At 61.8% G+C, this 25,247-nt stretch carries 25 protein-coding genes and 2 pseudogenes; 12 read left to right on the top strand and 15 right to left on the bottom strand.

All coding sequences use genetic code 11. From position 1 onward, the window contains the following. From CH296_RS25790 to CH296_RS25775, 4 genes are read left to right on the top strand one after another with little or no spacing between them, the layout of a single operon-like run. Positions 1-702 (top strand): HAD family phosphatase, encoded by a 702-nt coding sequence (locus CH296_RS25790; RefSeq protein ID WP_052047793.1) that lies wholly within the window; start codon positions 1-3, stop codon positions 700-702. Further along, positions 699-2,342: an MFS transporter gene (locus tag CH296_RS25785; RefSeq protein ID WP_015586112.1), complete on the top strand. Its 1,644-nt coding sequence runs from the start codon at positions 699-701 to the stop codon at positions 2,340-2,342. The genes CH296_RS25790 and CH296_RS25785 overlap by 4 nt, the downstream gene beginning before the upstream one ends. Beyond that, a complete protein-coding gene (locus CH296_RS25780; RefSeq protein WP_015586111.1) occupies positions 2,339-4,000 on the top strand; it encodes an FAD-dependent monooxygenase in 1,662 nt (553 codons plus the stop codon). Before CH296_RS25785 ends, CH296_RS25780 begins: the two co-directional genes overlap by 4 nt. Further along, entirely contained in the window at positions 3,997-4,995 is a 999-nt protein-coding gene (locus CH296_RS25775) for an aldo/keto reductase (protein ID WP_015586110.1), read from the top strand. The genes CH296_RS25780 and CH296_RS25775 overlap by 4 nt, the downstream gene beginning before the upstream one ends. Before the next feature lie 842 nt (positions 4,996-5,837). Here the strand turns inward: CH296_RS25775 and CH296_RS25765 are convergent. Next, entirely contained in the window at positions 5,838-6,431 is a 594-nt protein-coding gene (locus tag CH296_RS25765) for a hypothetical protein (protein WP_141214635.1), read from the bottom strand. After that, positions 6,407-6,571 (bottom strand): hypothetical protein, encoded by a 165-nt coding sequence (locus tag CH296_RS29095; RefSeq protein WP_155289035.1) that lies wholly within the window; start codon positions 6,569-6,571, stop codon positions 6,407-6,409. Before CH296_RS29095 ends, CH296_RS25765 begins: the two co-directional genes overlap by 25 nt. Positions 6,572-6,878: 307 nt before the next feature. On the opposite strand from CH296_RS29095, the gene CH296_RS29670 reads away from it, so the two are divergent. After that, the gene (locus tag CH296_RS29670; protein ID WP_230591901.1) at positions 6,879-7,502 is read left to right on the top strand and encodes a hypothetical protein; all 624 of its coding nucleotides are present in this window, start codon (positions 6,879-6,881) and stop codon (positions 7,500-7,502) included. Positions 7,503-7,540: 38 nt separating this feature from the next. Next, complete coding sequence (locus CH296_RS29665) at positions 7,541-7,906, top strand: Lsr2 family protein (RefSeq protein ID WP_015586104.1); 366 nt, start codon at positions 7,541-7,543, stop codon at positions 7,904-7,906. Positions 7,907-8,257: 351 nt separating this feature from the next. Here CH296_RS29665 and CH296_RS29660 read toward each other — a convergent pair whose 3' ends face one another. Both CH296_RS29660 and CH296_RS29920 read right to left on the bottom strand, forming a co-directional pair. Next, the gene (locus CH296_RS29660; RefSeq protein WP_230596322.1) at positions 8,258-8,593 is read right to left on the bottom strand and encodes a hypothetical protein; all 336 of its coding nucleotides are present in this window, start codon (positions 8,591-8,593) and stop codon (positions 8,258-8,260) included. 75 nt (positions 8,594-8,668) lie between these two features. Continuing rightward, positions 8,669-8,887 (bottom strand): annotated as a pseudogene (locus tag CH296_RS29920) (TetR family transcriptional regulator); the annotation flags it as partial. Positions 8,888-9,762: 875 nt separating this feature from the next. Between CH296_RS29920 and istA the strand changes: the two are divergent. Together istA and istB are read left to right on the top strand one after the other, a co-directional pair. Then, entirely contained in the window at positions 9,763-11,307 is a 1,545-nt protein-coding gene (gene istA / locus CH296_RS25750; protein WP_037185688.1) for an IS21 family transposase, read from the top strand. Between the two features lie 58 nt (positions 11,308-11,365). Continuing rightward, positions 11,366-12,121, top strand: a complete 756-nt coding sequence (gene istB, locus CH296_RS25745; protein ID WP_032407552.1) for an IS21-like element helper ATPase IstB — start codon at positions 11,366-11,368, stop codon at positions 12,119-12,121. A gap of 325 nt (positions 12,122-12,446) precedes the next feature. Here the strand turns inward: istB and CH296_RS25740 are convergent, their stop codons facing one another. The 4 genes from CH296_RS25740 to CH296_RS25725 all read right to left on the bottom strand — a co-directional run bounded on the left by CH296_RS25740 (position 12,447) and on the right by CH296_RS25725 (position 15,726). Beyond that, positions 12,447-13,466, bottom strand: coding sequence for an ATP-binding protein (locus CH296_RS25740; protein ID WP_032364995.1), 1,020 nt, complete (start codon positions 13,464-13,466; stop codon positions 12,447-12,449). After that, positions 13,463-14,533, bottom strand: coding sequence for an ATPase AAA (locus CH296_RS25735; RefSeq protein ID WP_015586100.1), 1,071 nt, complete (start codon positions 14,531-14,533; stop codon positions 13,463-13,465). Before CH296_RS25735 ends, CH296_RS25740 begins: the two co-directional genes overlap by 4 nt. A gap of 63 nt (positions 14,534-14,596) precedes the next feature. Continuing rightward, on the bottom strand, positions 14,597-15,226 hold the full coding sequence (locus CH296_RS25730) for an RES family NAD+ phosphorylase (RefSeq protein WP_015586099.1): 630 nt from the start codon (positions 15,224-15,226) through the stop codon (positions 14,597-14,599). Then, a complete protein-coding gene (locus CH296_RS25725; protein WP_015586098.1) occupies positions 15,223-15,726 on the bottom strand; it encodes a hypothetical protein in 504 nt (167 codons plus the stop codon). Before CH296_RS25725 ends, CH296_RS25730 begins: the two co-directional genes overlap by 4 nt. Positions 15,727-16,039: 313 nt before the next feature. Here CH296_RS25725 and CH296_RS25720 point away from each other — a divergent pair, with 313 nt between their 5' ends. Beyond that, entirely contained in the window at positions 16,040-16,660 is a 621-nt protein-coding gene (locus CH296_RS25720; protein ID WP_032364994.1) for a hypothetical protein, read from the top strand. Positions 16,661-16,681: 21 nt separating this feature from the next. On the opposite strand, the gene CH296_RS25715 is transcribed toward CH296_RS25720, so the two are convergent. The 3 genes from CH296_RS25715 to CH296_RS25705 all read right to left on the bottom strand — a co-directional run bounded on the left by CH296_RS25715 (position 16,682) and on the right by CH296_RS25705 (position 17,964). After that, positions 16,682-16,930 (bottom strand): type II toxin-antitoxin system RelE/ParE family toxin, encoded by a 249-nt coding sequence (locus CH296_RS25715; RefSeq protein ID WP_371828030.1) that lies wholly within the window; start codon positions 16,928-16,930, stop codon positions 16,682-16,684. A 26-nt stretch (positions 16,931-16,956) separates the two neighbouring features. Further along, the gene (locus tag CH296_RS25710) at positions 16,957-17,244 is read right to left on the bottom strand and encodes a type II toxin-antitoxin system Phd/YefM family antitoxin (RefSeq protein ID WP_230591632.1); all 288 of its coding nucleotides are present in this window, start codon (positions 17,242-17,244) and stop codon (positions 16,957-16,959) included. A gap of 177 nt (positions 17,245-17,421) precedes the next feature. Further along, the gene (locus tag CH296_RS25705) at positions 17,422-17,964 is read right to left on the bottom strand and encodes a hypothetical protein (protein WP_015586094.1); all 543 of its coding nucleotides are present in this window, start codon (positions 17,962-17,964) and stop codon (positions 17,422-17,424) included. Positions 17,965-18,028: 64 nt separating this feature from the next. Here CH296_RS25705 and CH296_RS25700 point away from each other — a divergent pair, with 64 nt between their 5' ends. Then, entirely contained in the window at positions 18,029-18,328 is a 300-nt protein-coding gene (locus CH296_RS25700; protein WP_015586093.1) for a hypothetical protein, read from the top strand. A gap of 34 nt (positions 18,329-18,362) precedes the next feature. On the opposite strand, the gene CH296_RS25695 is transcribed toward CH296_RS25700, so the two are convergent. Beyond that, complete coding sequence (locus tag CH296_RS25695) at positions 18,363-19,991, bottom strand: hypothetical protein (protein ID WP_052049375.1); 1,629 nt, start codon at positions 19,989-19,991, stop codon at positions 18,363-18,365. Between the two features lie 110 nt (positions 19,992-20,101). Between CH296_RS25695 and CH296_RS25690 the strand changes: the two are divergent. Then, positions 20,102-20,808 (top strand): annotated as a pseudogene (locus CH296_RS25690) (transposase); the annotation flags it as partial. A 241-nt stretch (positions 20,809-21,049) separates the two neighbouring features. Next, positions 21,050-22,318 (top strand): thiamine pyridinylase, encoded by a 1,269-nt coding sequence (gene bcmE, locus CH296_RS25685; RefSeq protein WP_032364993.1) that lies wholly within the window; start codon positions 21,050-21,052, stop codon positions 22,316-22,318. A 636-nt stretch (positions 22,319-22,954) separates the two neighbouring features. On the opposite strand, the gene CH296_RS25680 is transcribed toward bcmE, so the two are convergent. From CH296_RS25680 to CH296_RS28655, 3 genes are read right to left on the bottom strand one after another with little or no spacing between them, the layout of a single operon-like run. After that, positions 22,955-23,143 (bottom strand): hypothetical protein, encoded by a 189-nt coding sequence (locus tag CH296_RS25680; RefSeq protein WP_015586087.1) that lies wholly within the window; start codon positions 23,141-23,143, stop codon positions 22,955-22,957. 9 nt (positions 23,144-23,152) lie between these two features. Further along, positions 23,153-23,773: a hypothetical protein gene (locus CH296_RS25675; protein WP_015586086.1), complete on the bottom strand. Its 621-nt coding sequence runs from the start codon at positions 23,771-23,773 to the stop codon at positions 23,153-23,155. Between the two features lie 55 nt (positions 23,774-23,828). Continuing rightward, entirely contained in the window at positions 23,829-24,653 is an 825-nt protein-coding gene (locus tag CH296_RS28655) for a hypothetical protein (protein WP_141214636.1), read from the bottom strand. Positions 24,654-25,247: the final 594 nt, after the last annotated feature.

Raw genomic sequence — 25,247 nt, 5'->3', positions numbered from 1 at the left:
ATGTCCGACAACAGTATCGACACCGGTCCCCTCGTTCTCGTCGTCGACTACGGCGGCGTCCTGACCAACCCCATCGCCGACACCATCGCGGCGTTCACCGAGTACATGTCCGTGCAACCGGAGGACCTGATGGGTGCCCTGTTCACCGCGCACGATGACCCGGACGAAACGATCATGGCCCCGCTCGAACGCGGCGAAATCACCGAAGCGGCCTTCCTCGACCGAGTCGGATCGGCACTGGAAACCATGACCGGACGCGCTATCGACCTGTCACAGTTCCGGCCGGCATGGTTCTCCGGCCGGGTCCCCAACTCGGAACTTCTCGACTACTTGCACACGCTGAAATCCGAAGGACGAACTCTGGGACTGTTGACCAACAACGTCCGAGAATGGGAACCCGAGTGGCGAGGAATCGTCCCCACAGGCCTGTTCAGCGTCGAGGTCGTCTCCGCGAACGAAGGTGTCCGCAAACCCGAACCCGAAATCTACCGCCGGACGACCGAACGACTCGGCGTCCCTGCCGCTCGATGCCTGTTCGTCGACGACGACCTACGCAATTGCCAAGCCGCCCGAGCGCACGGAATGCAGATACATCACTTCACCGACACCGCGGGAGCCATCGAGGCAATCGACGCCTGGTTCGGACGCCAGCAGCCGGCCGCGCAACCCACCGCGGACGCGCTCCTCGAGGAGTCCGCATGAGCACCCCCGAACCGCTGCAGTCGGCCCCCGAACGCTGGTGGACGCTGACAGCGGTCTGCCTCGGAACATTCATGCTGTTCTTGGACCTCACCGTCGTCAACGTCGCACTGCCCGCGATACAACGAGACCTCTCGGCCAGCTTCGAGCAGTTGCAATGGGTGATCGACGCCTACGCCCTGGCACTGGCCGCGTTTCTGCTCACCGCCGGCTCGATCGCGGACAGACTGGGCCGCACCCGGATCTTCGCCGTCGGCGCGCTGGCCTTCACCCTCGCGTCCGTGGCTTGCGGTCTCGCTGGGTCAGCAACTCTGCTCAACGCAGCACGTGGAGTTCAAGGCCTCGGCGCGGCCATCATGTACGCCGTCGGCCCAGCGATGATCGCAGCGACGTTCCACGGCCGCCAACGAGGAACCGCCTTCGGCATCTTCGGGGCCACCTCGGGCATCGCCATCGCTGCGGGACCGTTGATCGGAGGCATCCTCACCGAAGTGGACTGGCGATGGGTGTTCTACCTCAATATCCCTGTGGGACTGATCATTCTGGCCGTCGTCGCTCTGAAAGTCCGGGACCACCAGACATCGACCGCGCGCCGCGGTCTCGACCCCCTCGGTCTGGCACTGTTCTCCGCAGGTCTGTTCGCGTTGATCTTTGCAATCATCCGGGCACCCGTCGTGGGATGGACCGACCCACGTACCGCGGTAGCGTTGGCGGTCGGTGTGCTCGCCCTCCTCGGCTTCGCTGTGGTCGAGCGCCGCGTCCGCAATCCCATGCTCGACATGGTCCTGTTCGGAAACCGTTCCTTCAACGGCCTGTCCGCGGCAACGTTTGCGATCAACTTCGCCGTCACGGCCACCATCTTGTTCTCGGTGCTGTGGATGCAAGGCGTGCTGGGCTACTCGGCTATCGAGACCGGATTGAGGTTCCTGCCGCTTACCGGCGTCCTGCTGATATCCGGTGCCGTGGGCGGAATACTGAGCGCCCGGATCTCGACATCGATTCTGATCGGAATCTCGCTGTTGTGCACAGGAATCGGGTTTCTGTTGTTTCGATTCGCGGACGTCGGTGACAGCTGGACGGCGTTGTTACCGGGGTTTGTGATCGCGGGACTCGGTATGGGACTACACAATCCACCCCGTGCGAGCGCGGCAGTGGCTCTCGTTCGGGCCGAAGACTCAGGGATGGGAGCTGGGATCAACGAGACATTCCAGCAGGTCGGTGCGGCATTGGGCGTGGCGGTACTCGGAGCTTTGGCTCATCGCACCATCGAATCCGAACTCGACACCGCGTACGGATCCGCCCTGACTCCGGCCCAGCTCGACGCCACCGTCGACGCCGTGGCCTCCGGGGCCGTCGCGGCGCTGCAAGAGACCGGGCAGGACGTTGGGGTGGCAGCAGAAATCGCGTTCATCTCGGCGCTGCATCAGGTCACGACGATCGCGGGAATCGTCACCCTCATCGGTGCGATCGCGGCATTCACCCTCATCAGACGCAAGGACTTCCTCGTCGACCCCGCGGCAGCAGACCCGCACGCAGCGGCCTCTCCCCTACCCCGCGACGCGCCGTCCACCGGATACGAGGACGTGATCTCGGCCGAACAATCCAGCCTCGCCCCGCCTCGCCCGTCAGGAGTCCGGACATGACCGAGCACACCGTCCTCATCGTCGGCGCGGGCCCCACAGGTCTGACGCTTGCTTGCGAGCTCGCCCGCAGGAACGTCGACCACATGATTATCGACGGCAAGTCGGGGCCCTCGACCGAACCGAAAGCCCTCGTACTCTGGAGTGCCGCCCAGGAGAGCCTGCGCATCCTCGGTGTCGATCCCGCGGTATTCGATGCCGGCGTCACTCTCGACCGAGCGTCGTACTGGTCGAAAGGGTCACAGATCGGCCACGTCGACTTCACCGGCCTCGACCAGCCCGGCCTGCACAAACCACTGTCCCTTCCGCAGCCCCTCGTCGAGGCAGCTCTCCTCGAGCTCTACCAGGCGCTGGGAGGTACGGTCCGCTGGCGGCACAAGTTCCTCGGTGCCCTCGATCCGGACCCTGCCGGGCCCAGCGACGGGGCGAGGGCGTCATTGGTCGGTCCGAGCGGAATCCGCTTCACCACAACAGCAGAGTGGATCGTGGGCACCGACGGTGCACACAGCACCGTGCGGAAAACAGCGGCCATCGACTTCGACGGCGACAGCTACGACGACGCTTTTCTGCTGGTGGACGGCACCCTAGAAACCGATGGGTCGGTCGGGGAGGCTCAGTACCATCTCCACCCGGACGGGGTGACGGTCGTCGTCCCGCTCCCAGGTGGTGGACACCGGGTATTTCTCGGACACCGTCAGTCCGCTTCCCCTGCGCTCATACCGCCGACTCAGATCACCGATCGCGCCAACATCATGCTCGGCCAACGCGGCCTCGGCCGCTTCCGGGTCAGTAATGTGCTTTGGCAGAGCGACTTTCGAGTACACCGGAGACTGTCCTCGCGCTACGTGTCGGGCCGATTCATCCTTGCCGGCGACGCTGCACATATTCACAGTCCTGCGGGAGGTCAAGGTATGAACACCGGAATACAGGACGCGGCGAATCTCGCGTGGAAACTTGCAGCAGTAGCGGTCGACGGAGCCGATGCAGCACTACTCGAAACATATGAACTCGAACGACGACCCGTCGCAGAATCGGTCGCCGCGATGACCGATCTTCAGACGAAACTGTGGACAACTCGTGCTGCCGTTTCGCGGTGGATCCGCGACCGAATCCTCGGAATCCTCTCGGCGACAGGGCTCCTCACCCGGCGTGTCGTTCCTCAACTGGCGCAGATCGATACGGCCTACGGCCCGTCAGTGGCCCGCGGGGGCGGGCGCGGTCGAACCATCTCGCCGGGCAAGTTCCTGCCCCCGCATCCCGTCCAGTTCGACGGAGAGGTCGACAAGTTGCTGCCCGACCTCCTCGATGACCGACGAGTCCTGGCGCTGGCCACCATCACCAGTATCGACGAACTCCGGGCCTTACATGCCATCCTCGACTCGTGGGGGTCGCGGCTGCACGTCGTGGTCGTGGTCCACTCCCCCACCACACTTCTGAGCGCAACTCCCACCGTGATCGACACCCACGAGATCGTTTCGAGCGAGCTCGGACAGGGCGGTGTCGCTGTCGTGCGTCCCGACCGCATAGTGGGCATGACCGGCTCGCTGCAGAACCCTGCAGCCATACGGACCTACCTCACCGCAGTGGCCGGACCCGCGGACACACAGGCAGTCGAACGCGGTCGACCCGAAACGAGCGCCTCCAAGGAGACAGCATCATGACCGACTTCCCACACGTGAACCTCGGAACAGGCCTCGAAGTATCCGCACTCGGATTCGGCGGCATGGCATTGACCTCGATGTACGGCGAATCCGACCCCGACCAAGCACTGAAGACCCTGCATCACGCCGTCAACCTCGGCATCGACTTCATCGACACCGCAGATGTGTACGGCCTCGGGACCAACGAGGAACTGATCGGCAGACTCCTCGCCGACCGTCGCGACGAGGTCACCGTCGCCACCAAATTCGGTATCGATACCTCCGTAACCGAACCCGGCCGCAGAAGCCGCGGAGACAGGGCTTACGTCCGCCAGTGCATCGACAACAGCCTGCGTCGCCTCGACGTGGACGTCGTCGACCTCTACTACCTTCACCGGGTCGACCCACACATCCCGATCGACGACACCATCGGAGCGATGGCCGAGCTCATCGCCGACGGAAAAGTCCGGCACATCGGAGTATCGGAAGTAACCGCCCCCGAACTAGAACGAGCGCACCGGACCCATCCGCTCGCCGCGGTCCAGTCCGAATGGAGCTTGTTCAGCCGCGACGTCGAGAACGCCATCGTCCCGACCGCAGCTCGACTCGGCATCGGATTCGTTCCCTACTCCCCACTGGGACGCGGAATGCTCACCGGAAAAGTGAAACAGGAACAGCTCGGCGACAACGACTTTCGGCGGTATCTACCCCGCTTTCAACTCGACGCATTCGAAACGAACACCGACGCCCTCGCCCCATTGACAGACATCGCGTCACAGCACGGATCCACGCCCGCCCAGATCGCATTGGCGTGGCTACGGGTGAAAGGTACACAGTTCGCGCTGCCCGTCGTTCCGATACCCGGCACTCGGAATGCGGATCGGGTCACCGAAAACGCGGGCTCGGTGCACATCGAACTCACCGCGGACCAGCTCGCCGTCCTCGACACCCTCGCCGACGCCGTCACCGGAACCCGAGCACCCGACATGAGTTGGGTATCAGCCGGCCGCGAATGACACGGGCACAACTGCACGGCACAGCCGCATTCCCGCCCCGTCGATCAGATCGACGGGCGGGAATTGTGCCGCCGGGAACCGGAGCGTCACTGCGCCGAAATGCCCGAATTGCGATGACTCCAACTACGGCCACGACGAAAGCGCCAGTGGCCCAGGGGATCCACGCGGGGTTGGCTCCCAACACGCTTCCCGTGGTCAACAGAAGAGTGACCCACACGGTTGCGGCGACGATATTCAACACCGCGAACCTCGAGAACGACAACGAGGAACCCGCAGCGAGACGTGGCCCCAAGGTCCTCGCGCCTCCGACGAAATGCGTGGTCACTGTCCCGACGCGCGCATCCCCCGAAAACAACTGACGTGCCCGAGCAAGCACCCTGTTGATCAGGCGCGCAAAGCGGCCTGCGCCGGCGATATCAGCGCGACACGATCCACGCCTGATGGACCGAAAGGCCAGCTGAGCCCCTGCTGTCGACGAAGCGATCAGGACGATCGCCGTCACGACGGGATCAAGTTCGCCCAGCCCCACGAGAGCACCGACCGCCAGAACCGTGCCAGTACCCGGGAGGAGAAACCCGACGAGCAAGCCGGATTCCACCAAGAGGATTGCGGCAGCCACGAGCAGAACCATCGGAGCACACCAGGAAGCGATTGAGGCTATGACATCGATGAACAGATCCATCAGATCCCCACGTCCAACGGTGACGGCCGCTGCCATCAAATACGAGTATTAACTCGTAGAATACCATTCGTCTGGATTCGCCGCCTGCGATAGCGTGACTACCGAGACAGAACTGCGGGGCTCAGGTGTGGCCCAGCGCAATAAGCGGCTGCTTCAACACCTACTCGCCTCTGAGCGTTGCCGACACCGATTCCCGTCCGCTTCTGCGGTCGAACGCCGCGAAGCAATCGGCGACAGCGTGCGCCCGATCCAGCGCCGAAGGAAATTCCGCGAGCTGCACATTCCACAATTCGCAGCACACCTCCAGCCGCGGAATGTTGGTTGCGGGGATCCCATGGGCACCGGCGGTCAACGCCGCGATATCTGCGGGCAGGTGGTGCCAACGCGACCGGACACCATGCCGGTGAAAGACCTTGCTCAAAAATGCCGCATGGATCTCCGGATCTGCGCCGCCGAGCGTGTTTCCAGCCAACACATCACTGAGCGCCGCGAGCTCCGTTCCAATGGTCAACGCGTCATGCTGCGCCTTTTCCACCAGCCGTCGACGGTGGTATCCGCTGAGCTGCAGGAATGTTGAATCCGCCCGTTCGAGCTGTGCCGATGTCAAAGGCAGCGCGAGATCCCACACCCTCCCGGATGCACCGTCGATCGCGGCGAGCTCGAAGGCCTCGTGAGCCTCGAACGACGGCCCCGTGGTGTGGACGTCAACAACGACGAGCTGCCGGCCCCTCATCCCCGCAACTCCCCCTGCCACACCGAATCGATACACGGCACACCCACGCCGGCAGTATCGACGTCGAATTCGGTCATCACCGCGGCGAACCTGTCCACGACGTGTCCTACGGCGTCCCCGCTTCCGTCGACGTTCACATCTCCACCGCTCTTGTCTCGCATGATCATTCACCCCCACCGATAGGCCAAGGCCCCTGTTGGCTGTCTCTGTCGATGCACACTAGCGTCAGGACCGGACACCACGAACAGCTCGAATTCTCATCCGCAGGCCAACGGGTCTGCCGTTCAAACGGTTGTCAGCCCTAACTACCAGTGACATCGCCCCCCAACACGAGGACCATCAGAAGCGGCCTGGCCGCAACGACCAGCTCAGCGGGTTCGCGGTTGCACCTCAGGTATCTCCACCCGTCGATTTGAGTCAAGGACGACGAGTTACAGCGGGGGCATGTGCCTGCTGCGACGAACACTCGTGGAGGTTCAGATGGGCGAAATAAAATGCCGACCGTTAATCCTGATCAGGGGGTTCGGCGGCGTCGATGTCGCTGATGATCAGCGTAGTGCGTATCAGGGATACAACGACGGCACGGTCTACCCCACCAAGCGTGGTGACAACTACATCTACGAGGGCTTCCTGCTCCGCGCACTGAAAGCGAAGAGGTACCGCTACACAGACGCGACCAACGTTGTGGGCTACTACGCGCAGAATGTCGAAGGACCCGCCGACACGGGCGAATACGACCCCTCTGATGTAGGCGGCAGCGTTGTCATCGATCCGCGCACGGCCGCGCGCGTTCTCAACGAGGCCACTTCCGGGACGATATGGGTGTACCGATTTTACGACCTCTCGCCGCGGACCCTGGCCCGATACGCGGAAGGGCTGGTCCGCCTCATTTCCCTGATCGAACGGTCGTCAGAACAGCACAACCAGACATTCGACGGCGTCGACGTCATCGCCCGACTAGTAACTTGGGCTTCATCGCCGACCACGAATGGAGCGCTGCCCATAATCGCACTCTCTCGATCCTGCATCCGAACCACGCGCGCCGCACCCACAGTTGTCACGACCACGCAGACCCGTTATACGCTCACTTAGCTGTCTTCCATACATTTTTGCGAGAGGGTTTCTTCACTGTGGCCAAGCTAGAAACGATTCAATTGGTCGACGACATCGACGGATCGGTCATCGACGACTCCGGTGAAACGATCGAGTTCGCGGTCCAGGGCGTCGAGTACGTGATCGACTTGAAAGCAAAGAACGCCAGCGAGTTTCACAGAAAGCTCGACTACTACATCAAGCACGCCGCGCGGGTTGGCGGACGCAAACGTAAACCCTTCCCCGCAACCGCGTCGACGCCTTCGACAGCCGGGACACCGGCCAAGCGTGACCCGGCGCAGACTCGCGCAATTCGGCAGTGGGCGGCGGACAACGGTCACGAGATCGGCGATCGAGGCCGCATCCCCACCGACATCGAAGAGGCGTACAACGCCGCACACTGACAGCCCAGGAAACTCACCTGGCACGTCATCGAACGCCGGATCACCGACGCGCTCCGAACGATGTTGGTCACCGGCTCGACTACCCGAAAGGGCGATTCGGATGTGCGCACGATCGGCTCTGCGATCAGCGGGTGCAGCGGCGATACCCAGTCTGCTGCCGACTGACGTAACAGGCCCAAGGCAAAGACCGCGTCCGGTGTCCGGGCGACCACCCCTGAAGGGCTCACACACATCTCTCGTACGCCGACACCGGTGCCCCACGACAACGTGAGCTGGCCCGGCTCGTCGCCCACTACCGGCCGCGGGTAACCGGCGGAGATCAAGGCTTCCCGGAGTCCCCGCCACCGCTGTTCATACCGCCACTGCACCGGCAGCCGCGATCACGGGCCCCGTCAACCGCAGGACGGTGTCGAGATCGCCGCCGTCACCGAAGCCCCCCGGCCCGGCGGTGGTCGTCACGCCGCACACGATGGCCATGACAGCATCGGCAGTGTCCACCGATATCGTCGGCAGCCTGCCGTTGCTGGTCAGAAGGGCCAGGACCGCGGCCCTGAGAGGGTGGTAGGTCGCGGCCCGTGCGACGTCCTCGTAGTGGAGGTCGGTCCACAACACCGCTGCTGCCCTCAGAGACCAATACCGTTTCGCATGAGTGAAGTAGCCGCCGAGCAAGTCCTGAACATCGGCCACAGTGTCTCCTGTAGACGGGCGATGCGCCCGGAGGAACTCGCATTGTCGAGCAGCCTGGTCGACCACTGCATGAACAACAGCGTCCTTCGATGGGAAGTGGAAGTACATGCCCCCTTTGGTCACCCCTGCAGCCTGTATCAGGTCGTTGACCGTGACGCCGCTTCCCCCACATGCGATGGTTCGAGCCGCACCGGTAATCAACGCGTCACGGGTCCGTTGCGCACGTTTCTGCGGAGGACGCGCGCGATGCTCGGCATTCTCCCGCTCCGAAACCTTCTGATCGGCAACCGTCATGTCACACTCTCTCCGGTCCATCGCCACATAGGACTGCCTTCTACTCCGATTCGCACGCGCGGATCCGACCATCTGTCGGCGACCGAAGCACTACCGTCCCTAGGCGAGGAATTTCGCCATTCCAAAGTCGATCGGCTCCAACAGTCCACGATTATGCCTGCGGAGGTGGACACTTCGAGCACCGGCAAATATTCGGGAGTCGGAACATCTGCTGCCGCGTGAGGCGCAATAGGTACGGAAAAATCTCTCCTTTTTCACCACTCACGTTGCGTCAACCGACCCCAAGTTCTGGATCCGAATACTGTTACGAAATGGATATCAGTGGTGTGGCCTCGATTATCGGAGCTCTCGGTATCGGATCCTTTGCGGGCCAGTACCTGATCGGCAGTCAGCAACGCCGTCAACTGCGTAGCGAGGTTCTCCGGCACTTGGCGAGCACCGAACGCACCCGATGGGCAGGGTCGTCGTCCACTGATCCGTCGTTTCAGCACTTCAAGGACAGTGTCCGCGAGCTTGAGACGGCCGCGATCATTGCACGGGTTCCGCGACGGCCACTGCGTTTGTACATCCAACTGGCCACTGTGGCGCGCCTGACGAGCGACGACGACGTAAAGCAGAAAGACGGTCAGGAAGAAGCCGGGGGAATCAACACTGCGCTGGGGCGATGTGTGCGCTTGTCAGCAGCGTGTCAGCGGTCATGTAATTCCCCAGGTGTGAGGGGTTGTCCGTCACGTAATTCCTCACCCGCTGTCACGTAATTCCCCACCCTGGGGCGTGTCGGTGCGGGGTTCGGGTGCTGCTCAGGTTCGCTCCTGACACGTGGTCCTGCCAAGGGCTCGTGGAAGGGGCCTGAGGTGGCAAGGAAGTCATTCACCGTGAACGATCTCATCGAGATGTTCCGACACTGGAACGCCGGCCGATCCCAAGTCGAGATCCATCAGGCGCTGGGCATCGACCGCAAAACCATCCGCAAGTACCTCCAACCAGCAGTGCGCGACGGTATCGAACCGGCACCGGCAGAGGTGTTCGACGAACAGCTCTGGCGTGAACGCATCGGCCAGTGGTTCCCCGCATTGACCGATCCCGCGGCCCGCGCCTTGACGTGGGAACACATCGCACCGCACCACGAGTGGATCACCGAACAACTCGATGTGCCGGTCACCGTCGCTACCATCGCGCAGCGTCTTCGCGATGATCACCACGTCGATGTCTCCGAATCGACCGTACGACGTTACATCGCAACGGCATTCGCCGAGCAACGGCTCGAAGAGAAAGTCACCGTCCCACGCGGGGCCGTCGAACCGGGCAGCGAAGCACAGATCGACTACGGCAAACTCGGCATGTGGTTCGACCCGAACCTCGGCCGACGAGTGACCGTGTGGGCATTCGTGATGATCCTCGCGTGCTCACGAAAGATGTTCGTCCAACCTGTCTTCCGGATGGACCAGACATCGTGGAACGCCTCGCACGTCGCTGCATTCGAGTTCTTCGGCGGCGTCCCGGCCCGGCTGGTGTGCGACAACCTCAAAACCGGTGTGGAGCGACCCGATCTCTATGACCCGATGATCAACCCCGCCTATCAGGAGCTGGCGAGCTTCTACGGCACCCTCATCGATCCCGCCCGGGCCCGCAAACCCAAGGACAAACCCCGCGTCGAGCGGCCCATGCCCTACATTCGTGACTCGTTCTGGGCGGGCCGCGACTTCACCTCACTCGTACAGATGCAGACCGCGGCATTGCATTGGGCAAGCGAGGTATACGGGCAACATCGACACCGCGGGCTCGACGGCGTGACGCCGTCGGCGATGTTCGAGGCGATCGAACAATCCGCCCTCGCCCCGCTCCCCGTGCGCCCGTTCGAGACCGTCCGATATTCGATCGGCACTGTCGCACCGGACTGCCACGTCAAAGCAGGCGCAGCGTTCTACTCGGTGCCGTGGCGACTGCTCGGGCAGAAGGTCACCGTCCGCACCGCCGGAGACATGGTCCAGGTCTTTCACGACGATACTGTCGCTGCCACTCACGTTCTTCATCTGAGTGGGCGGTCGACGAATTTCGAGCACTACCCACCGCACAAAGTCGCACACACGTTGCGCACCGTCACGTGGTGCCGCAGCCAAGCCGAGCAGATCGGTTCCGGGGCAACGAAAGTCATCGAGGAGCTGTCGACGGTCAACGCCATCCACCGCCTGCGCGCCATCCAGGCGATCATCCGACTCCGCGAGAAATACCCCGACACCCGACTCGATGCGGCCTGCACCCGGGCACTCGAACTCGACGACGTGCACTACCGCACCATCAAAGGACTCCTCGTCGCCGGCACCGAACGAGGAGAGCAGACCGACGATCACCCCTCGGTACCTGCGCCGCCGGCCCTACTCCGCGGACCCGACGCGTTCGACACTCAACAGAGCGCCTGAACTCGACAGCATCTATTCACGCTGCACCACAACCACATTCGAATCCAAGGACATCACTATGACCATTCACGACCCATCCCTGCGGACCGCACTCAAGACATTGAAACTCACCGGCATGCTCGACACCCTCGACGCTCGGCTCGCGCAAACCCGAGACGGGCAACTCGGACACCTCGAGTTCCTGCAAGTGCTCTGCGAAGACGAAATCGCACGCCGAGAATCCGCCGCCCTCACCCGACGAGTGCGCCGAGCGAAGTTCGAGCAGGCCAACACTTTCGAGGACTTCGACTTCACCGTCAGCCCGAAACTCCCTGCTGCGATGCTCCGCGACCTCGCCGCGTTGCGGTGGCTCGACGCCGGGGAATCGGTCATCCTCTACGGGCCCGTCGGTGTCGGGAAAACCCATGTCGCACAGGCGCTCGGCCATCAGGTAGCCCGACGCGGAGGGGACATCCGGTTCGTCAAATGCTCACGCATGCTCGCCGACCTCGCGGGCGGCCACGCCGACCGCACCATAGGACAACGCATGCGCGAATACACCCGTCCCAACGTGCTCATCATCGACGACTTCGCGATGCGAGAGCACACCACCACACAATCCGATGACCTCTACGACCTGGTCTCCGACCGCGCCATCGCCGGCAAACCCCTGATCCTGACCAGCAACAGAGCCCCGAAAGACTGGTACCCACTCTTCCCCAACCCCGTCGTCGCCGAATCCCTCCTCGACAGGCTCATCAACACCAGCCACCAAGTCCTCATGGACGGACCGTCGTATCGACCCCGCAAACGACCCGGCACCAAGACCACCTGACAACCGAGCCCGTCACCGATATCCTCACCACAGCAGCTCCGGACCTGGGGAATTACGTGACAACGACCCCTGGGGAATTACGCGACCGTCGACAGCAGCGCAGCTCAGTCGACTGATGTGGTCGCCGTGGCTCGCCAGAGCAGGCATGAAGCGACGGGTAAACGCGATCGAACGAGAAGCTCAAGGCCTCGACGCTGAGGTCCTCGATGCGGTGGACAGGGCCAAGCAGTTTCACACCTACTACTGAAGCTGCAAAGGGGTTGGTAAACCCGAATTGCAGTTCAGGCGATGCATTTTGCGAACTACCTACGACGGTAGTCGTGTCCTAGCCTGCAGCGATCGCAGCGACGACGTGAGCTGCGGCGATGGTCTCACTTACTGCAGAACACGCTCGTACCAACGCATCCTGCAATACGACCAGCTCCCGGCGGACACTGCGACCGGCCCCGTAGTGGTCGAAGAGATGCTGGAGGGCGTCAGCGTCGATGACGTCGACCGCGCCGAGATTCGGATTTCCCGCGGCCTGGCGGGCCCGCCTACCGATGATCGACCCCAGCGCGGCTGAATTAGCTAAGGCGGGCAGGGTGATTCGCGTGTTCAGGTATTCGCGAGCCTGTTTGTAGTGGGGGCTGTCGATGTAGTCGTTATGGACGGCGACGACACATGCTGCCGGAAGTCGCTCGGCGATCATCCTCAGAGTCAAGCCGAAGAACATTGCGATCCGCGGCTCCGGATCGACGCCGATACCTGGACGACGTATCCACTGGTCCGTGTCATCGAGCACGAGCGTCGGAATCAAGCCACTGCGCGAAATCAGTTCCAGGACCCTGATGGCCTGATCCACGACATCCTCACCTTGCGATGGTTCGTTCACCACGCTGCCGAGCTCGATCGCGAGATTGCCGGCCAACCATGGGAGACCAACCGAGAATTTGACCGGTCGATGTGGGGAACCTCCACGCATTTCCCGAGCAATCTTCTGGACTGCCCGGTTCTCGTCGAGCTGTTTGGCGATGGTGTTGACCAACAGACGCGGGAATTCAGCCGGATCGGAGACGAGGGAGTCGGTCTGAAATCCCATCCTGATCCTCAGTGCTGCAACGTTTTCGGAGTGAAGAGCGTCCATCACGTACTCGGTGATCGAGGACTTACCCGAGCCACTGGCACCGATCAGAGCCACACGCTCACGCCGCCGAACAGCGTCCATGAAGCGCTGCTCGTAGTCACCACTCACGGGGCCAGTGAGGACGTCGAACGGCACATGGACCTGCCACATACGATCCGGATCCGGCGACGGGTCGAAGGCCTTCGAGTCCCGCAATTGACGCAGTAGGGCGTCACTCATTTCTGGTCCTCCGGATCAGCGTGTTCGGTCCGCAGCCATTCCGCCGGCGGAGTCAACTCGTACACCCGCCGCGGCCGCCCGGGACCTGACGAGACTTCGCTGCTCCGGACCAGCCCCTTCTCGTAAAGTTGCTTGAAGACTTGTACAGCACGAGGACGCGTCCACCCCAACGCGGCCAGCAAGTCTTCATCCGATGCGCTGACCGGGCCCCGCACCTTCATTTCGGCCGCCAGCATCGACGCTGGGCGACCCAAAGCCCAGAGCGCATTGTCTCTATCGGCGAGGGCCAGGTAGTTGTCCTCGTACGACCCGGGGTCCTGCAGGAATCCCCGCAGAGCACTTACCAGATCTCGGGGGTTTCGCCCTACCGCATCAGCGAGGGTGCTGGCTTGCGGTTCCATGTCGATTCCCGCGCGGCGAGTGATCAACTTGATGCTTTCCGTTCTCGAGAGCGGGGGTACGTCGACGATCTTCTCGAAGAATGCATCTGCAGGCGGAGTCAGGAGACCTTGACGGTCACTTTCACGCACCGACACCGCCCACAGGTATCCCGTCGCCCACACCTCATCGCGGTACCGCCCGAACAGTGCGTGCCCGGCCGATGCGGTGACGTCGTCGACGATGATCACCGGATACAGCCGCGTCCCAAGCGGAGCAGTGCCGTCGTCGCTTTCTGCTGCCCACCTCCGAAGCGTGGCGTCGATGAACTGCAGGCGAAAGTCACTCAATCGCCGCAGCAAGACGTCGGGCCCGTCACTGTCGACTGCCGGTTCGCCGGTGACCTGTTCTACGACGCGGGCGAGCACGTCACGGCCGTCCGAGATCCCCTCGACCCGAACGAAGCTCATCGGGAAGTCGCCTTCGCGGCGGGCACCGGTGAACGGCTCTCGGCTGTCGAGCTGCAGCTGTCTAAGCAGCGACGTTCGGCCTGTGCCGCGGTCCCCCGTCACCAGAACGTTGAGCTCAGCGTTCAATCCGTCCCATATCGCGGCGAGTTCGTCTCGCCGGCCGACGAACAGTTCGGCGTCGACGGAATTGTCGAGCAGAGGACGTGCGCTGATCTTCATGAGACTTACAGTACTTACTGTAAGTTTCGTTAGCAATACCTTGCGGGCGGTTGACCACGATCGCTACAACAGATCTGGTACGTCCAAGATCGCGACACCAGTTTCTTCACGCCACCGCTCCAGCAGGTCCGCTCGCTCAGACAGGGTGACCGTGGCCTGGACGGTATGACGATGCTCCTCGCCTGCCACCCCCGCTTGCCCGAACAGTGCAATGCACCGCCGGGCATGTTCGAGGTCGTGGCGGGCCCAGTACCGCAGACCCTCGAACCCGGCCTCCCGTAACGCGGCCGCCCACCGCTGCGTCAGCGGATAGTCGGCGGTAGTAAAGATTTCTGCCGTGACTCCGAGCGCGACACCGGTGTTCGCAGTCAGATCAGCGAGCCTGATATCAGCATCCAACGTGATCGTCGACGCTGCACGCGCATCGACCTCGTATCTCGGCACGACCTGTTGGCCACCGAAAATCTCCAGGAGAGTGACCACTTCGTCTTCGGCCAGGTAGCAAGTCCCATCAGGGGCTTCGAGGTCGAACCTGCCGCCGCCATTCGATGAGTACCACCACGGTCCCAGACTGGCCTGATGCGATCGAAACAGCTCGGCCCCAGCCGGGTAGACGCACGACGGAAATCGCTCCGCCAATTCACCGACGGGCTTGGGCTCGAACAGATGAACGACGGCGCGTTCAGCGCTCACGCCGCAAGCCGACTGACCGCAGCCCGGGCAGCGCGAGCAGCCGTAGGAACGTCCCCGTCGAGAAGTGCTTGCCGAGGTGTACGGCCGTCGAGCTCTGGCTGTTCGGTAGTCAGCCACGCGACCGCCAACCATCCACGCGGGTCCTGCCCCGCCCACACACGCAGCACCTCTTGGATGCCGAGAATCGGCTTCGCCGGTTGGGCATCGGTGAAGCCTGCGGCGGCGTAGCCGTATTTGCCGTTGCTGCCGGTCAACCGAAGAACGCGGTTCTCTTTCACAGCCTTGCTCAAGGCAGCACGCGTCCAACCCGCAACGTCGAGGGCCTGACTGGGGGTCAAGATTTCCCCTACGTGCTCACTCCACGCGCGACGCGCCTTGAGGCCGTTGACGATGCCGCCGAGGCCCGCTATTGCATACGCCAGATCACGCTCGTCCGGCGCGCCACTGGCCTCGACCAGCCGGTGCGCCATGACCTCGAAATCCTTCTCGACAGTGGACATACCCTGATCATCCCCGGCTGTTCGCGTCATGTCAACCATGTCAACCTGAATACAGGGATGTGATCGTTAGCGTGCGGGAAGTGTCGTACCTGGCCGGTACGGTCGGGACGCGAAACTCCTGCGACGGGGCAGAGAGTCGAGGTGGGTTGGGAGCGTCTAAATGTCACCGGTGAGCAAGAAACGCAAGGGTGCAGGCAAGGGGTCAGGGCGATCGCGTAGCGGTCCGGGAGCCGCTGCATTGCCAGAATGGGCGCAGCGGGCCGGGTACGTCACACCACCGGTAGCGGGGATCCGTCCCCCTGCGAATCCTGGCGTGACTGCACCGGCAGAAGTGCAGATCATCGACCGGCATTGCCAGATTTGGCAGGCCTACACCGAGGGCGGTTTTTCCGGCACCTGCATTGCTGCGGTGCGTTGCCTGATTCCGGCATTGCGTGACTACGGGATCGAGGCTGAGCCGTTGGTCGTGTACGGGCAGGTGGCGTGGTCGGACGAGCAGTGGGTGGAGCTGGGAAGCCGCACACCGAAATGGGAGTCGGACACATGGTGGACAGGACACCTAGTGTTGTGGATTCCGGCAATGGGCCGGATTGTCGATCCGACCGTCTACCAAGCAAACCGGCGCGGAATGCCGACAACGATCACTCGGGCTCTGGTCTTCTCGATCGGTTCACTAGATCTGATGGAGACAGCGGGAGTGAACAAGGATGGTGCCCTGGTGCAGTACGAACGAGTCATCGGCGCGGACATGAGTTGGTTCGATCGCGATCACGCCGATCGCGAGGCGATCGAAGATGCCCTCCGAATTCTGCGAAGCGCAGTATCCGACTCACTCGGCAGCAAGGCGGACCGAAAATCTGGTTGGATGGAGACCGCGACCCACCCACCATTGGTGGAAGCCTTACGCCTACGAGGCTTGATCTCCGCAACATAATCCGGTAGCTACGCAATCTTCTCAGCGGTAGGCATCTGACCGGTGTGAGATCGCGGTGACCTGCACGATGCGCTGCCCGGCGTCGATCAGATAGAGAACCCGGTAGGTGCCTCTGCGGGCGCTGTAGGCGGGCGAAAGCGGCGGGGCCAGGGGCTTCCCGACCCGCTGCGGATTCTCCAGCAATGCTCCGGTGATGAACTCGTACACCGCAGCGGCGACCTTCTCGGGAAGAGTGTGACTGATAGCGCGAGACGCTGATCGAGCAATCACAAGCCGATACGGCGCTTCAGGCTCACTCACGCGCGGGTAGACCGGCCAGCGACCCGCATGACCTCGGCCAACTCCTTCGCATCGAGACTGTCACCCTCAGGCAGCTCCGCCACGCCCCGAAGATGAGATGTCAGCAGTTCCTGATCCGATAGCACTGCAATGGTCTCCTGCAGCGCATCGAAATCGTCGGCAGCGAGCAACACAGCAGCCCGGTGCCCATTACGGGTGATCTCATACCGGGCGTGGGTTTGTTCTGCATCGTCCACAATCTTGGACAGACGCGCACGCGCATCCGCGACCGGCAAAGTAGTCATGTACATAATTAGAGCGCAAATAGTGCGAGGGTGCAATTGCCGTTCGACGCGACACAGCACTAACTGGTGACCAAAACCCGAAGTTCGCCCATCCGACTTCAGTGCGCGCGGTCAGCGGCGTGGGAATTTCACCACCGCTCTCGGACTCGCTGCAGCCGCCCGAACATGCCGTAGGTCCTAAGATGCATCGTCGAACGGCCCGAATGCCGCTTCGTCCCAATGCCGTTCGAGCGCCGCGTTCCATTCGTCGATATCCGACGCGGAGAACAGATGCATGTTGTGTTCGGTGAGCAAGAACCCGGTGTCGCGCCATGCTTGGAAGTAGGCGGGGTTCTCCCCTGCTTCGCGGGCCTTGTCGATCAGGGAGTCCACGTCCGCCAACAAGTTCTCCTCACTGATCTCCTGCGGCGTGTCAGCAGCTGGGTCGAAGAACAATGGATCGTTCGGCCCGAGATCTCGGCCGAACTTGTCCCGAAACGCCTGTCGCTGCTCTTCGAGAGAGTCGTTGAGCTCCGCACCACCCACCATGTCCTTGCTCCACGACAGAGTGCGCCCACCGTCGGCGTTGGTGCGCCGTTGCACGAACGAGGGATCACCGCTGCGCTCGAGCACCAGCGCAGCGTGCTGCTCACGTGAGACCCCTTGCTGTGCAAGTCGCTTTCGACGTTGCTGGACCTTGCGGGCGCGTTTGTCGCCGGCGGAGGTACGTTTCGATGTCATACCTCCACCGTCTCAGAGATTCTCCAGAACATCCGGTATTCGGCCGATTGCTAACCTTCACGCTATGAGCGCAATCAATCCGAGGGTGGCGTTCGCTGTACCGATGTTTCTCGAAGCGCTGGCCTTGATCGAGTTGGGCCAGCCTCAGCCCGCTGAAGTCCTGGAACATCCGAAGATGATGGCTACCACGATGCTTACTCTGCTCAGTCATGGCGACGACGCGATCTTGGATCTGGGAGATCTTGCGCTCGCGTCGCTTGCCAGGGCTGCGATCGCGCTCTGCGATGCTCCGACTGAATCGGGTGCTGTGGCGACCTACCAACACGCGTTAGACGCGTGGGGTGAGATCAATGCGAACCCATGATCAGAGCGAGACTGGAACAAAATGACCGGCACCATCACACTTGCGGGGGCGTCCTTCGGAACAGCTCGGACAAGCCCTGCAGAGCCATCGTAACCCGATCTACGATTGTCTCGAATTGTTTGTCCGGCTGAAGAGAATTCAGTCCTGCGGCCGACAGCGCAGTCGTAAATTTCGTGCCCTTCATGTGGGCCGAGCCTGCCGATCGGATTCCCTGAAGCTGGCGTAGGGGTCCGACGAGACCATTCGGGTCGGCACCCAAGTTCTCGACGAGTAGCTGTAGGCAGGCAAGCGAAGGACTATTCGTGTCCGCGCCCGAGGACTCTCGAAGAGTCTTGACATCGAGTGCATCCACGATCCCTTTCGACAGAACCATGACACCGTTGTCGCTTTGGCCTTCGGTTGGATTGGTACACAATGCCAAGGCATCGAACGCACGGAGGTCAGCCGGGCCGAGTTGCTTGTACAACGACTCACCGAAGTAGCCAGTGAACGCCTCGATGAGTTCTGCCTTAGCTCGTCTCAGCCGAGCAGGGTCAGGGCGTTCGTCCTCTACCCACTGGCCCGCTAGGTCCCGCACGCTACGTGTGATGGTTATTCCACCGTTCGGCGGGACGTTGTGTGTGAGCCAGTGCTCTCGCTCGGTCTCGGGTAGCCGGATGAGGTGTCCCAGCCACACCTGGACGAGGTTGGCACCGTTGATGTCGACATCGATGGCCCACCGACCGTGGCACGAGACATCGGTCCGCAGCACCGTGTAGCGGTCTGGGTTGTCGCGGTATCGGGTCAGAACATCCGTGTCGAAGAAGACTGGGGTGAGGTAGTTCGCTTCATCGCGCTCGCAACTCAAACGAACCTCGTCGCCGGTCGAGGGGTCGATGTCAACGATGAACGATTGAAACCGCTCAGGCCTTTGCAGATCGTCGGGGTGCTCGCCAGCGGACGCGAACGGCAAAACTGCCTGTTTCCCAACCAACTGCGCTACGAAACCAGGCCCCCGATACGCGTCCCACGCCGTGTAGGCGAACGCTGCGTCTTTGGTGCGAATCTCAAGGTCGATCCGAGCTTCATGCACGCTGTCGTCAGCCCGAGAATGGGCGTGCTGGATCACCAGGCTCATGCTCCGGGCCGCGAGATACTTTCGGAGGTGCCGTGCATTGACTCGAACCTCGTATTCACCAGGATTCGGTCTGACGATCTCGACGACCTCCTCATCGCGGCCCGCGTGATTAGTTCGATACATTGTCTCGTTCGATCGCGTGATCAGGCCCAACCACCATACGAACGACGGCGTGAATTCGATAACGGGTTCTGTGGTTGCCGATGGCACCCAGGACACGTTGACGAACAGATGAAGGTCGTAGCCATCAGGGTTGGAGGTCAAGCCGTCGCGGAAGGCCGGGAGGCGATCAGAGCTGTAACTGGGCTCGCCGAGGTCGTTGATGGACCAATCGGTAGTGGCGAGGAATTTGCGCTGGTCCGATGTCGCCACCAGAAGAGGTTGAAGCGAGCTGTACTTGATTCCGCTCCCTCGATTCCGTAGAACCGAGATCCACTCGGTCGGCTCCGCCTGGATCTCCGAGAGGTAGCTCCTCAGCTGGAGAATCGTGGGCAAAGCCTCATAGCGCTCAAGTGAGCCGGAATTCGGCAGTGGATCGGTCAGCACCCCCTTGATCGTACGGAGGGCAGGCGACCGGGCTGAGAGTCGACTTAGAATGGGCCACCCGTGCTCGCCCGGATGACTAGGGCTGAGCTGCGACATCCAGTCTCGCCAGCGGGAAAATCATGGTCCGCGGCGACTCCGCCTACGGCAACAGCCGCGTCGTACGCGCCTGCATCAAGTTCTCGTTCGTACTGATCAAGAACCGAATCGTCCAACGAGCGATCGCCTCCATCCCTGACACCGCGTGGACGCCCGTGCGCTACCCGGGAGCGGTCCGCGACCCCGACACCGACGGCTGGATCTCCGACGCCGAGGTCGCCGAAACATCGTTCACCGCTTTCTCTTCCACCGCGTATCCTGTTTCTGCACGGTTGATCGTGCGGCGGGTCAAAGACGCCCGCTACCGCGATGCATTGTTTCCGGTGTGGCGGTATCACCCGTTTTTTACCAACAGCACCCTGCCGACGACGACCGCAGATGTCGTCCACCGTGCACACGCGGTCATCGAGACTGTGTTCTCGGATCTGATCGACGGACCGCTCGCGCACATGCCGTCAGGATCGTTTGGCGCGAGCTCTGCCTGGGTGCAGTGCGCAGCGATCGCCCACAACCTGCTGCGCGCCGCCGGAACCGTCTCCGGCGGGCGTCACGCGAAAGCTCGCGGAATAACGCTACGGCGCAAATCGTCAACATTGCCGCGCGTTTCGTGCGGCCACAACGCACACCCACACTGCACCTGCCGCGACACTGGCCGTGGCTCGATGCGTGGCTTCAATTATGGCGCAACATCATTGGCATCAGCCCACCCACACCCGCCTGATCCTCACCCGACCCGCCGACTCGGCCCGAGCAACGACAATCGTGGAAATGCTGGGTAGACCAGCGGACGAAACACGCCCAACCAGTCCCGACCCCACAATTCGGTCATCGACCACAGTGGGTCACCTCAGTCCGTGGATCGAGGGTAAGTAAATGTGATCCTTGCCACTTTCGGAAAATCATGCGACTGTATGAGGCAATCGCCGTTCCCCTGCAGACAGTGTGATGACGGGAAGTGTGCAGTGACCAGTACCGAGTTCGGACGCAGTTTGAACAAGGATTCCGGCCCCACCAACCAGCCACCTCCAGCCAGCGACGCATCCACGTTGAACGTCGCCTTGTACCCGTACACGCCCGAACCGAAATGGTTCGAGTCCACCATCAGAGCCGCGTGGCACAGCGTCCAACCGGATGTCGCTCTCAATTTCGTCTACACCTACGACTGTTACAAAGGCGATCCGCCGTCCACTGTGGACGTTTTTGCCTACGACTGCATCTTCGCTGATCACATGCGTCAGTTCTGTGTCGAGTTCGATATCGACGGCACCGCAGACTTTTACCCGTGGTCTCTCGCATCGCTGAAAACGGAATCCTCGGAGTATCAAGGAATACCGTATTTAGGGTGCATGCAAATTTTGATTCGCCGTCTCACTGACGCAGCACTGGGTGCGCCGGGGATGACTGTCGAAGAATTACACAAAATCCTCGGCGACGGGGATCCGAAAGCAGTCTGGCCCGCGCAGGGTCAAGGCATGCTGTTGGATTTTACTGGGGGAACGACCGTCGCGTGCATGTACGAGCAGGCCGTCATGGAGGAGTCGGGCCAGTTTCCGCTCACTCCCGCCCTTCCCCCCTGTCCAGGACTCGATCAGCAAGGCCTCGCCGACATGCAGGTGCTGCGAAACATCGCCGGGTACGCCCAGGCGACATATCCCGACTCGGGCTACGACCGAATCACGAAATGGAACCAGCGGATCGGTCGAGCCTTCGTAGGCTTGACCGAAATCTTCCACTTCATCGACAACGTCGACGCCTCGACCTATTCAGTCATGCCGCTGAGCTCCGAACCTATCGAAAAAGTGGGGATACCGCTTTATACCGACGCACTTTCCGTCAATGTGGCCATCGCCCAGGAAAAGCGAGCAACGGCTATCCAGCTCGTGAAGTTGATTGCATCGACCAACGTGATGCTCGAGTGCATGTCCCCAACAGGAAAGAAACCGCAATACCTGGTGCCCACCCGGCAATCGCTGATGAATCAGCTCCTGGCCCGGCAACCCAATTCGGCGGTGTACAACATCATGCGCAACATCATTTCCAACGACATGGCCCATCCATTTCGACTTGGGGCCGATTCCCGTACCTGGCTCGACTCGACCAAAGGCTGCATCAAAACTGAAATCCTCGGGCCACCCCCCGCTGGCGTTGCGGAGCATGTCGGCGAAGACAGCGCCGTGTTCAACGACCCCGCGTACGCTTCCACACCTGCAGGGCTACTTCGCCGCCCGTGACAGGAGTCCGTCGCAAAGTCGTAAGCAATGGCTGGTTGTGCCACGTTTGGTCCTCGCCGTTCGGACACGCGGCAATGGAGTATCGCTATGAGATCCATACATGCGGTCCGGTTGCCCACACCACCGCTGTCTGAGTGTCGCGGGGTTTGCGTCGAAATTCGTCGAACACCGTGCAAGCTTTTGGCTAAGGGATTACCCTGCCGAGTTTCACCCGATGCTCGACTACTACATCGAGCACTCGACGCGGGTCGGTGGCCGCATCGTAAGCCCTCCCCCGCTGCTGCATCGATCACCACAGCTGCCCAGGTAACGGCCAAGCGTGATCGGGAGCAGACACAGTCGACGCTGCAGATCGGCGACCTGGACGAACACGTTTGGCACCGTCTGCTAGCCCAATTTTGGATCATCTACGACACAGCGCAAAGGCGTGCGCGCGAAATTAGTGCTCGCGGCGGACAGCGGACCGCACATTTTGAGGTGCAGCCCCCGCAGTGATGCTGCGGATAGCTCTCTCGTTGGGTGCTGCCCGAACAATGGTGCGATCACCCGCAGCCGATGTCGGGACCACCACCACAGGGCGCGCGCTGGCACGTGGAGCCGACGACCCCGCCGGCGGATTCTGATCTTTCGAGGCCGTCACGCCGACGCCCCCTGCTGCTTCTCTATCTGGCGTCGCACTTCGTCGATCGTGCGGGAACTGCCCTCGTAGTTGCCCACCAGCCGAGGATTGGGACGCAAGGCCACCTTGCGACGCCGCGACGCCGTCGCCGGGCTCGCCGAGCCCACCGGTCGATCAGGTTTCTGCTGCTCGTTCACCGTAGCCATGATGTCCTCCTACATCCGAATGATAGCCGTCACGAGCAACACCAGCACAGATCCAGCCAACAGACCCGTCGTGATCCGCAACCGCATCAGCTTGCTCCGAAGCCGCATCTCTGTCACCTGATAAATCGACACCAGTGTCGACGCGATCTCGAACCGGCCCGTCGTCTCATCGACTGTCGAATACTCCTCCAACACCACTTCCGGATTGAGCCCCGACGCGGTATTGGGTGCAATCACGAATGCCGCCATGATTGCCGCCGCACCGGCCAGGGCAGCACCCGCAACCTCCCACACACCGATCCCCGCGGGATTGCGCAACACGATCCCCACCAGAATGCCCGCGAATCCCAGCAGCACACCCCCGCGCTGATCGATGCTCGTCACTCGGCGTTCCTGAGAATCCAGCGTCCGTTCGATGCTCGCGTGCACCATCTCGATTGCCGCCGGATTCAGCTCGACACTCACCGGGTTGAGCTCGGACGCCATCTCTTCGCCAGCAGCGGAGTCCGGTGAAGCATTTTCGCGCCCACCCCGGTCGTTCGATTCCACTGCTAGCGCCCCCTTTTCGACATCAATTTCGGCTGCGCCGAACCTCGTCGGCCACACCGCACCCATCAGCCGGCGCACCATGACACTCACCGCAATATTGTCTCAGCACACCACCGGCAACGTGTGTGAACACCTCTCACTGCGTCCTGCGTCTTCGAGCGGATCGACGGAGCAGACGACGTCTCAGGTCATCAGGATCGGACATGATGTACATCAAGTACAGCAGCGGCAGGTACATCAGTGTCGCCGGCAGCCGGCCGTTGTGTTGCGCGAAAAGTCGGTCACGGACGGGATCAGGTTTGTCGAACCCGTGTGTAGTGTTCCTGCGCAAACGCATGAACTGACTCACTGCGTCATCGAGTGACAGGGATTTGTCCGCTCCACCGGGCAGCTTCAGAATTACCTTCTCCGACCTACGGTAATTCTTGATGAAGAACCCGTCCCCCACTTCGGTCAACGCTTCCACACCAAAAGCCGCGTACGGAAGCAGGACGGACTGAACATCAGCAGGCATACGTTCTCGAACTTGCTGCAGCGCTTTCGCCGCAACCGAGGGCTTGCACAGTGCCGTGAGATCCCATGAAAGCCAGGTCGCCTCGATCAGGTCCATTGCTGACCACATCAGAACTCCGGCTGCGTAGTCGTCGTGCAGCGATAGCAGCGTCGAGGTAACTCGTTGCAGAAGATCCGCAAATTCCATCAACCGGTTCTGCTGCGCATAGGGGAGGTAGTCACCGTCAGCATCTGCGAACAGGCATGGGTTCAGGAGATGCCCGAGAACAGAGTTCATCTGAGCAACCCACCAAGCGACGGCCGCACCCCACGCCTCCGGTGCCGGCGGCTCCTGCCGCTGGGGAAGGCGACCCACTGGTGATCGGGGAAGTACCTGATGCGCTTCGTACGGAACAGGAGACCTCCCGACAATATCTGTGCCGAGAGTGAAAATCACCGCACCCGACACCCTGTTCGCTTGAAACGCCCATACCCATGGAGACCGTGCGGCCAACAACGGACCGAGATGGCTCGCGGGAATCAAGACACTGCTCAGGATCGACGATCCCGACGCGAAAATGGTCTCATCGACGTCGATCGGCCCGCGTCGTATGTCGTCGAGAAGTTCGGGGTCCTGATTCAGACGTAACACGAAACCAGGAAACCTGATCCGACGGTGCGTGGCGTTGCCATAGCGAACAACGTGGACAGCATGCCGGTCGAACGGATGCTCGTCATCGTCGTCCGAAGTTCCGGCCAACTCCCTACTCGCGTCCTGTACTGCCGCGGACAAGGCTCGATCGCTGGCGGTGATGACAGGTAGCTGGAGTCCGTACAGGAACGATCCCACCGCACCCGCGCTCATCTGTCTGATCGCGCGAAGGCGCTCCTCAACGACTCGCCCATGGTCCAGCCTGGAGACGTAAGGGTCTTGCGGGAGGTCGACGAGCTCGTCATCGACGTCCGCTTCCGAACCCGACAGGGTGCGAACGGTCATAAAATCGACACAGTCCATGCTGGCAGCCGGCTCGGTTAACGCCCACACATCGGGCGCGGACGTGTG

It is taken from the genome of Rhodococcus sp. 14-2496-1d, assembly GCF_002259365.1.
Lineage (GTDB): Bacteria > Actinomycetota > Actinomycetes > Mycobacteriales > Mycobacteriaceae > Rhodococcoides.
This window is presented reverse-complemented; position numbering and strand designations above follow the sequence as displayed.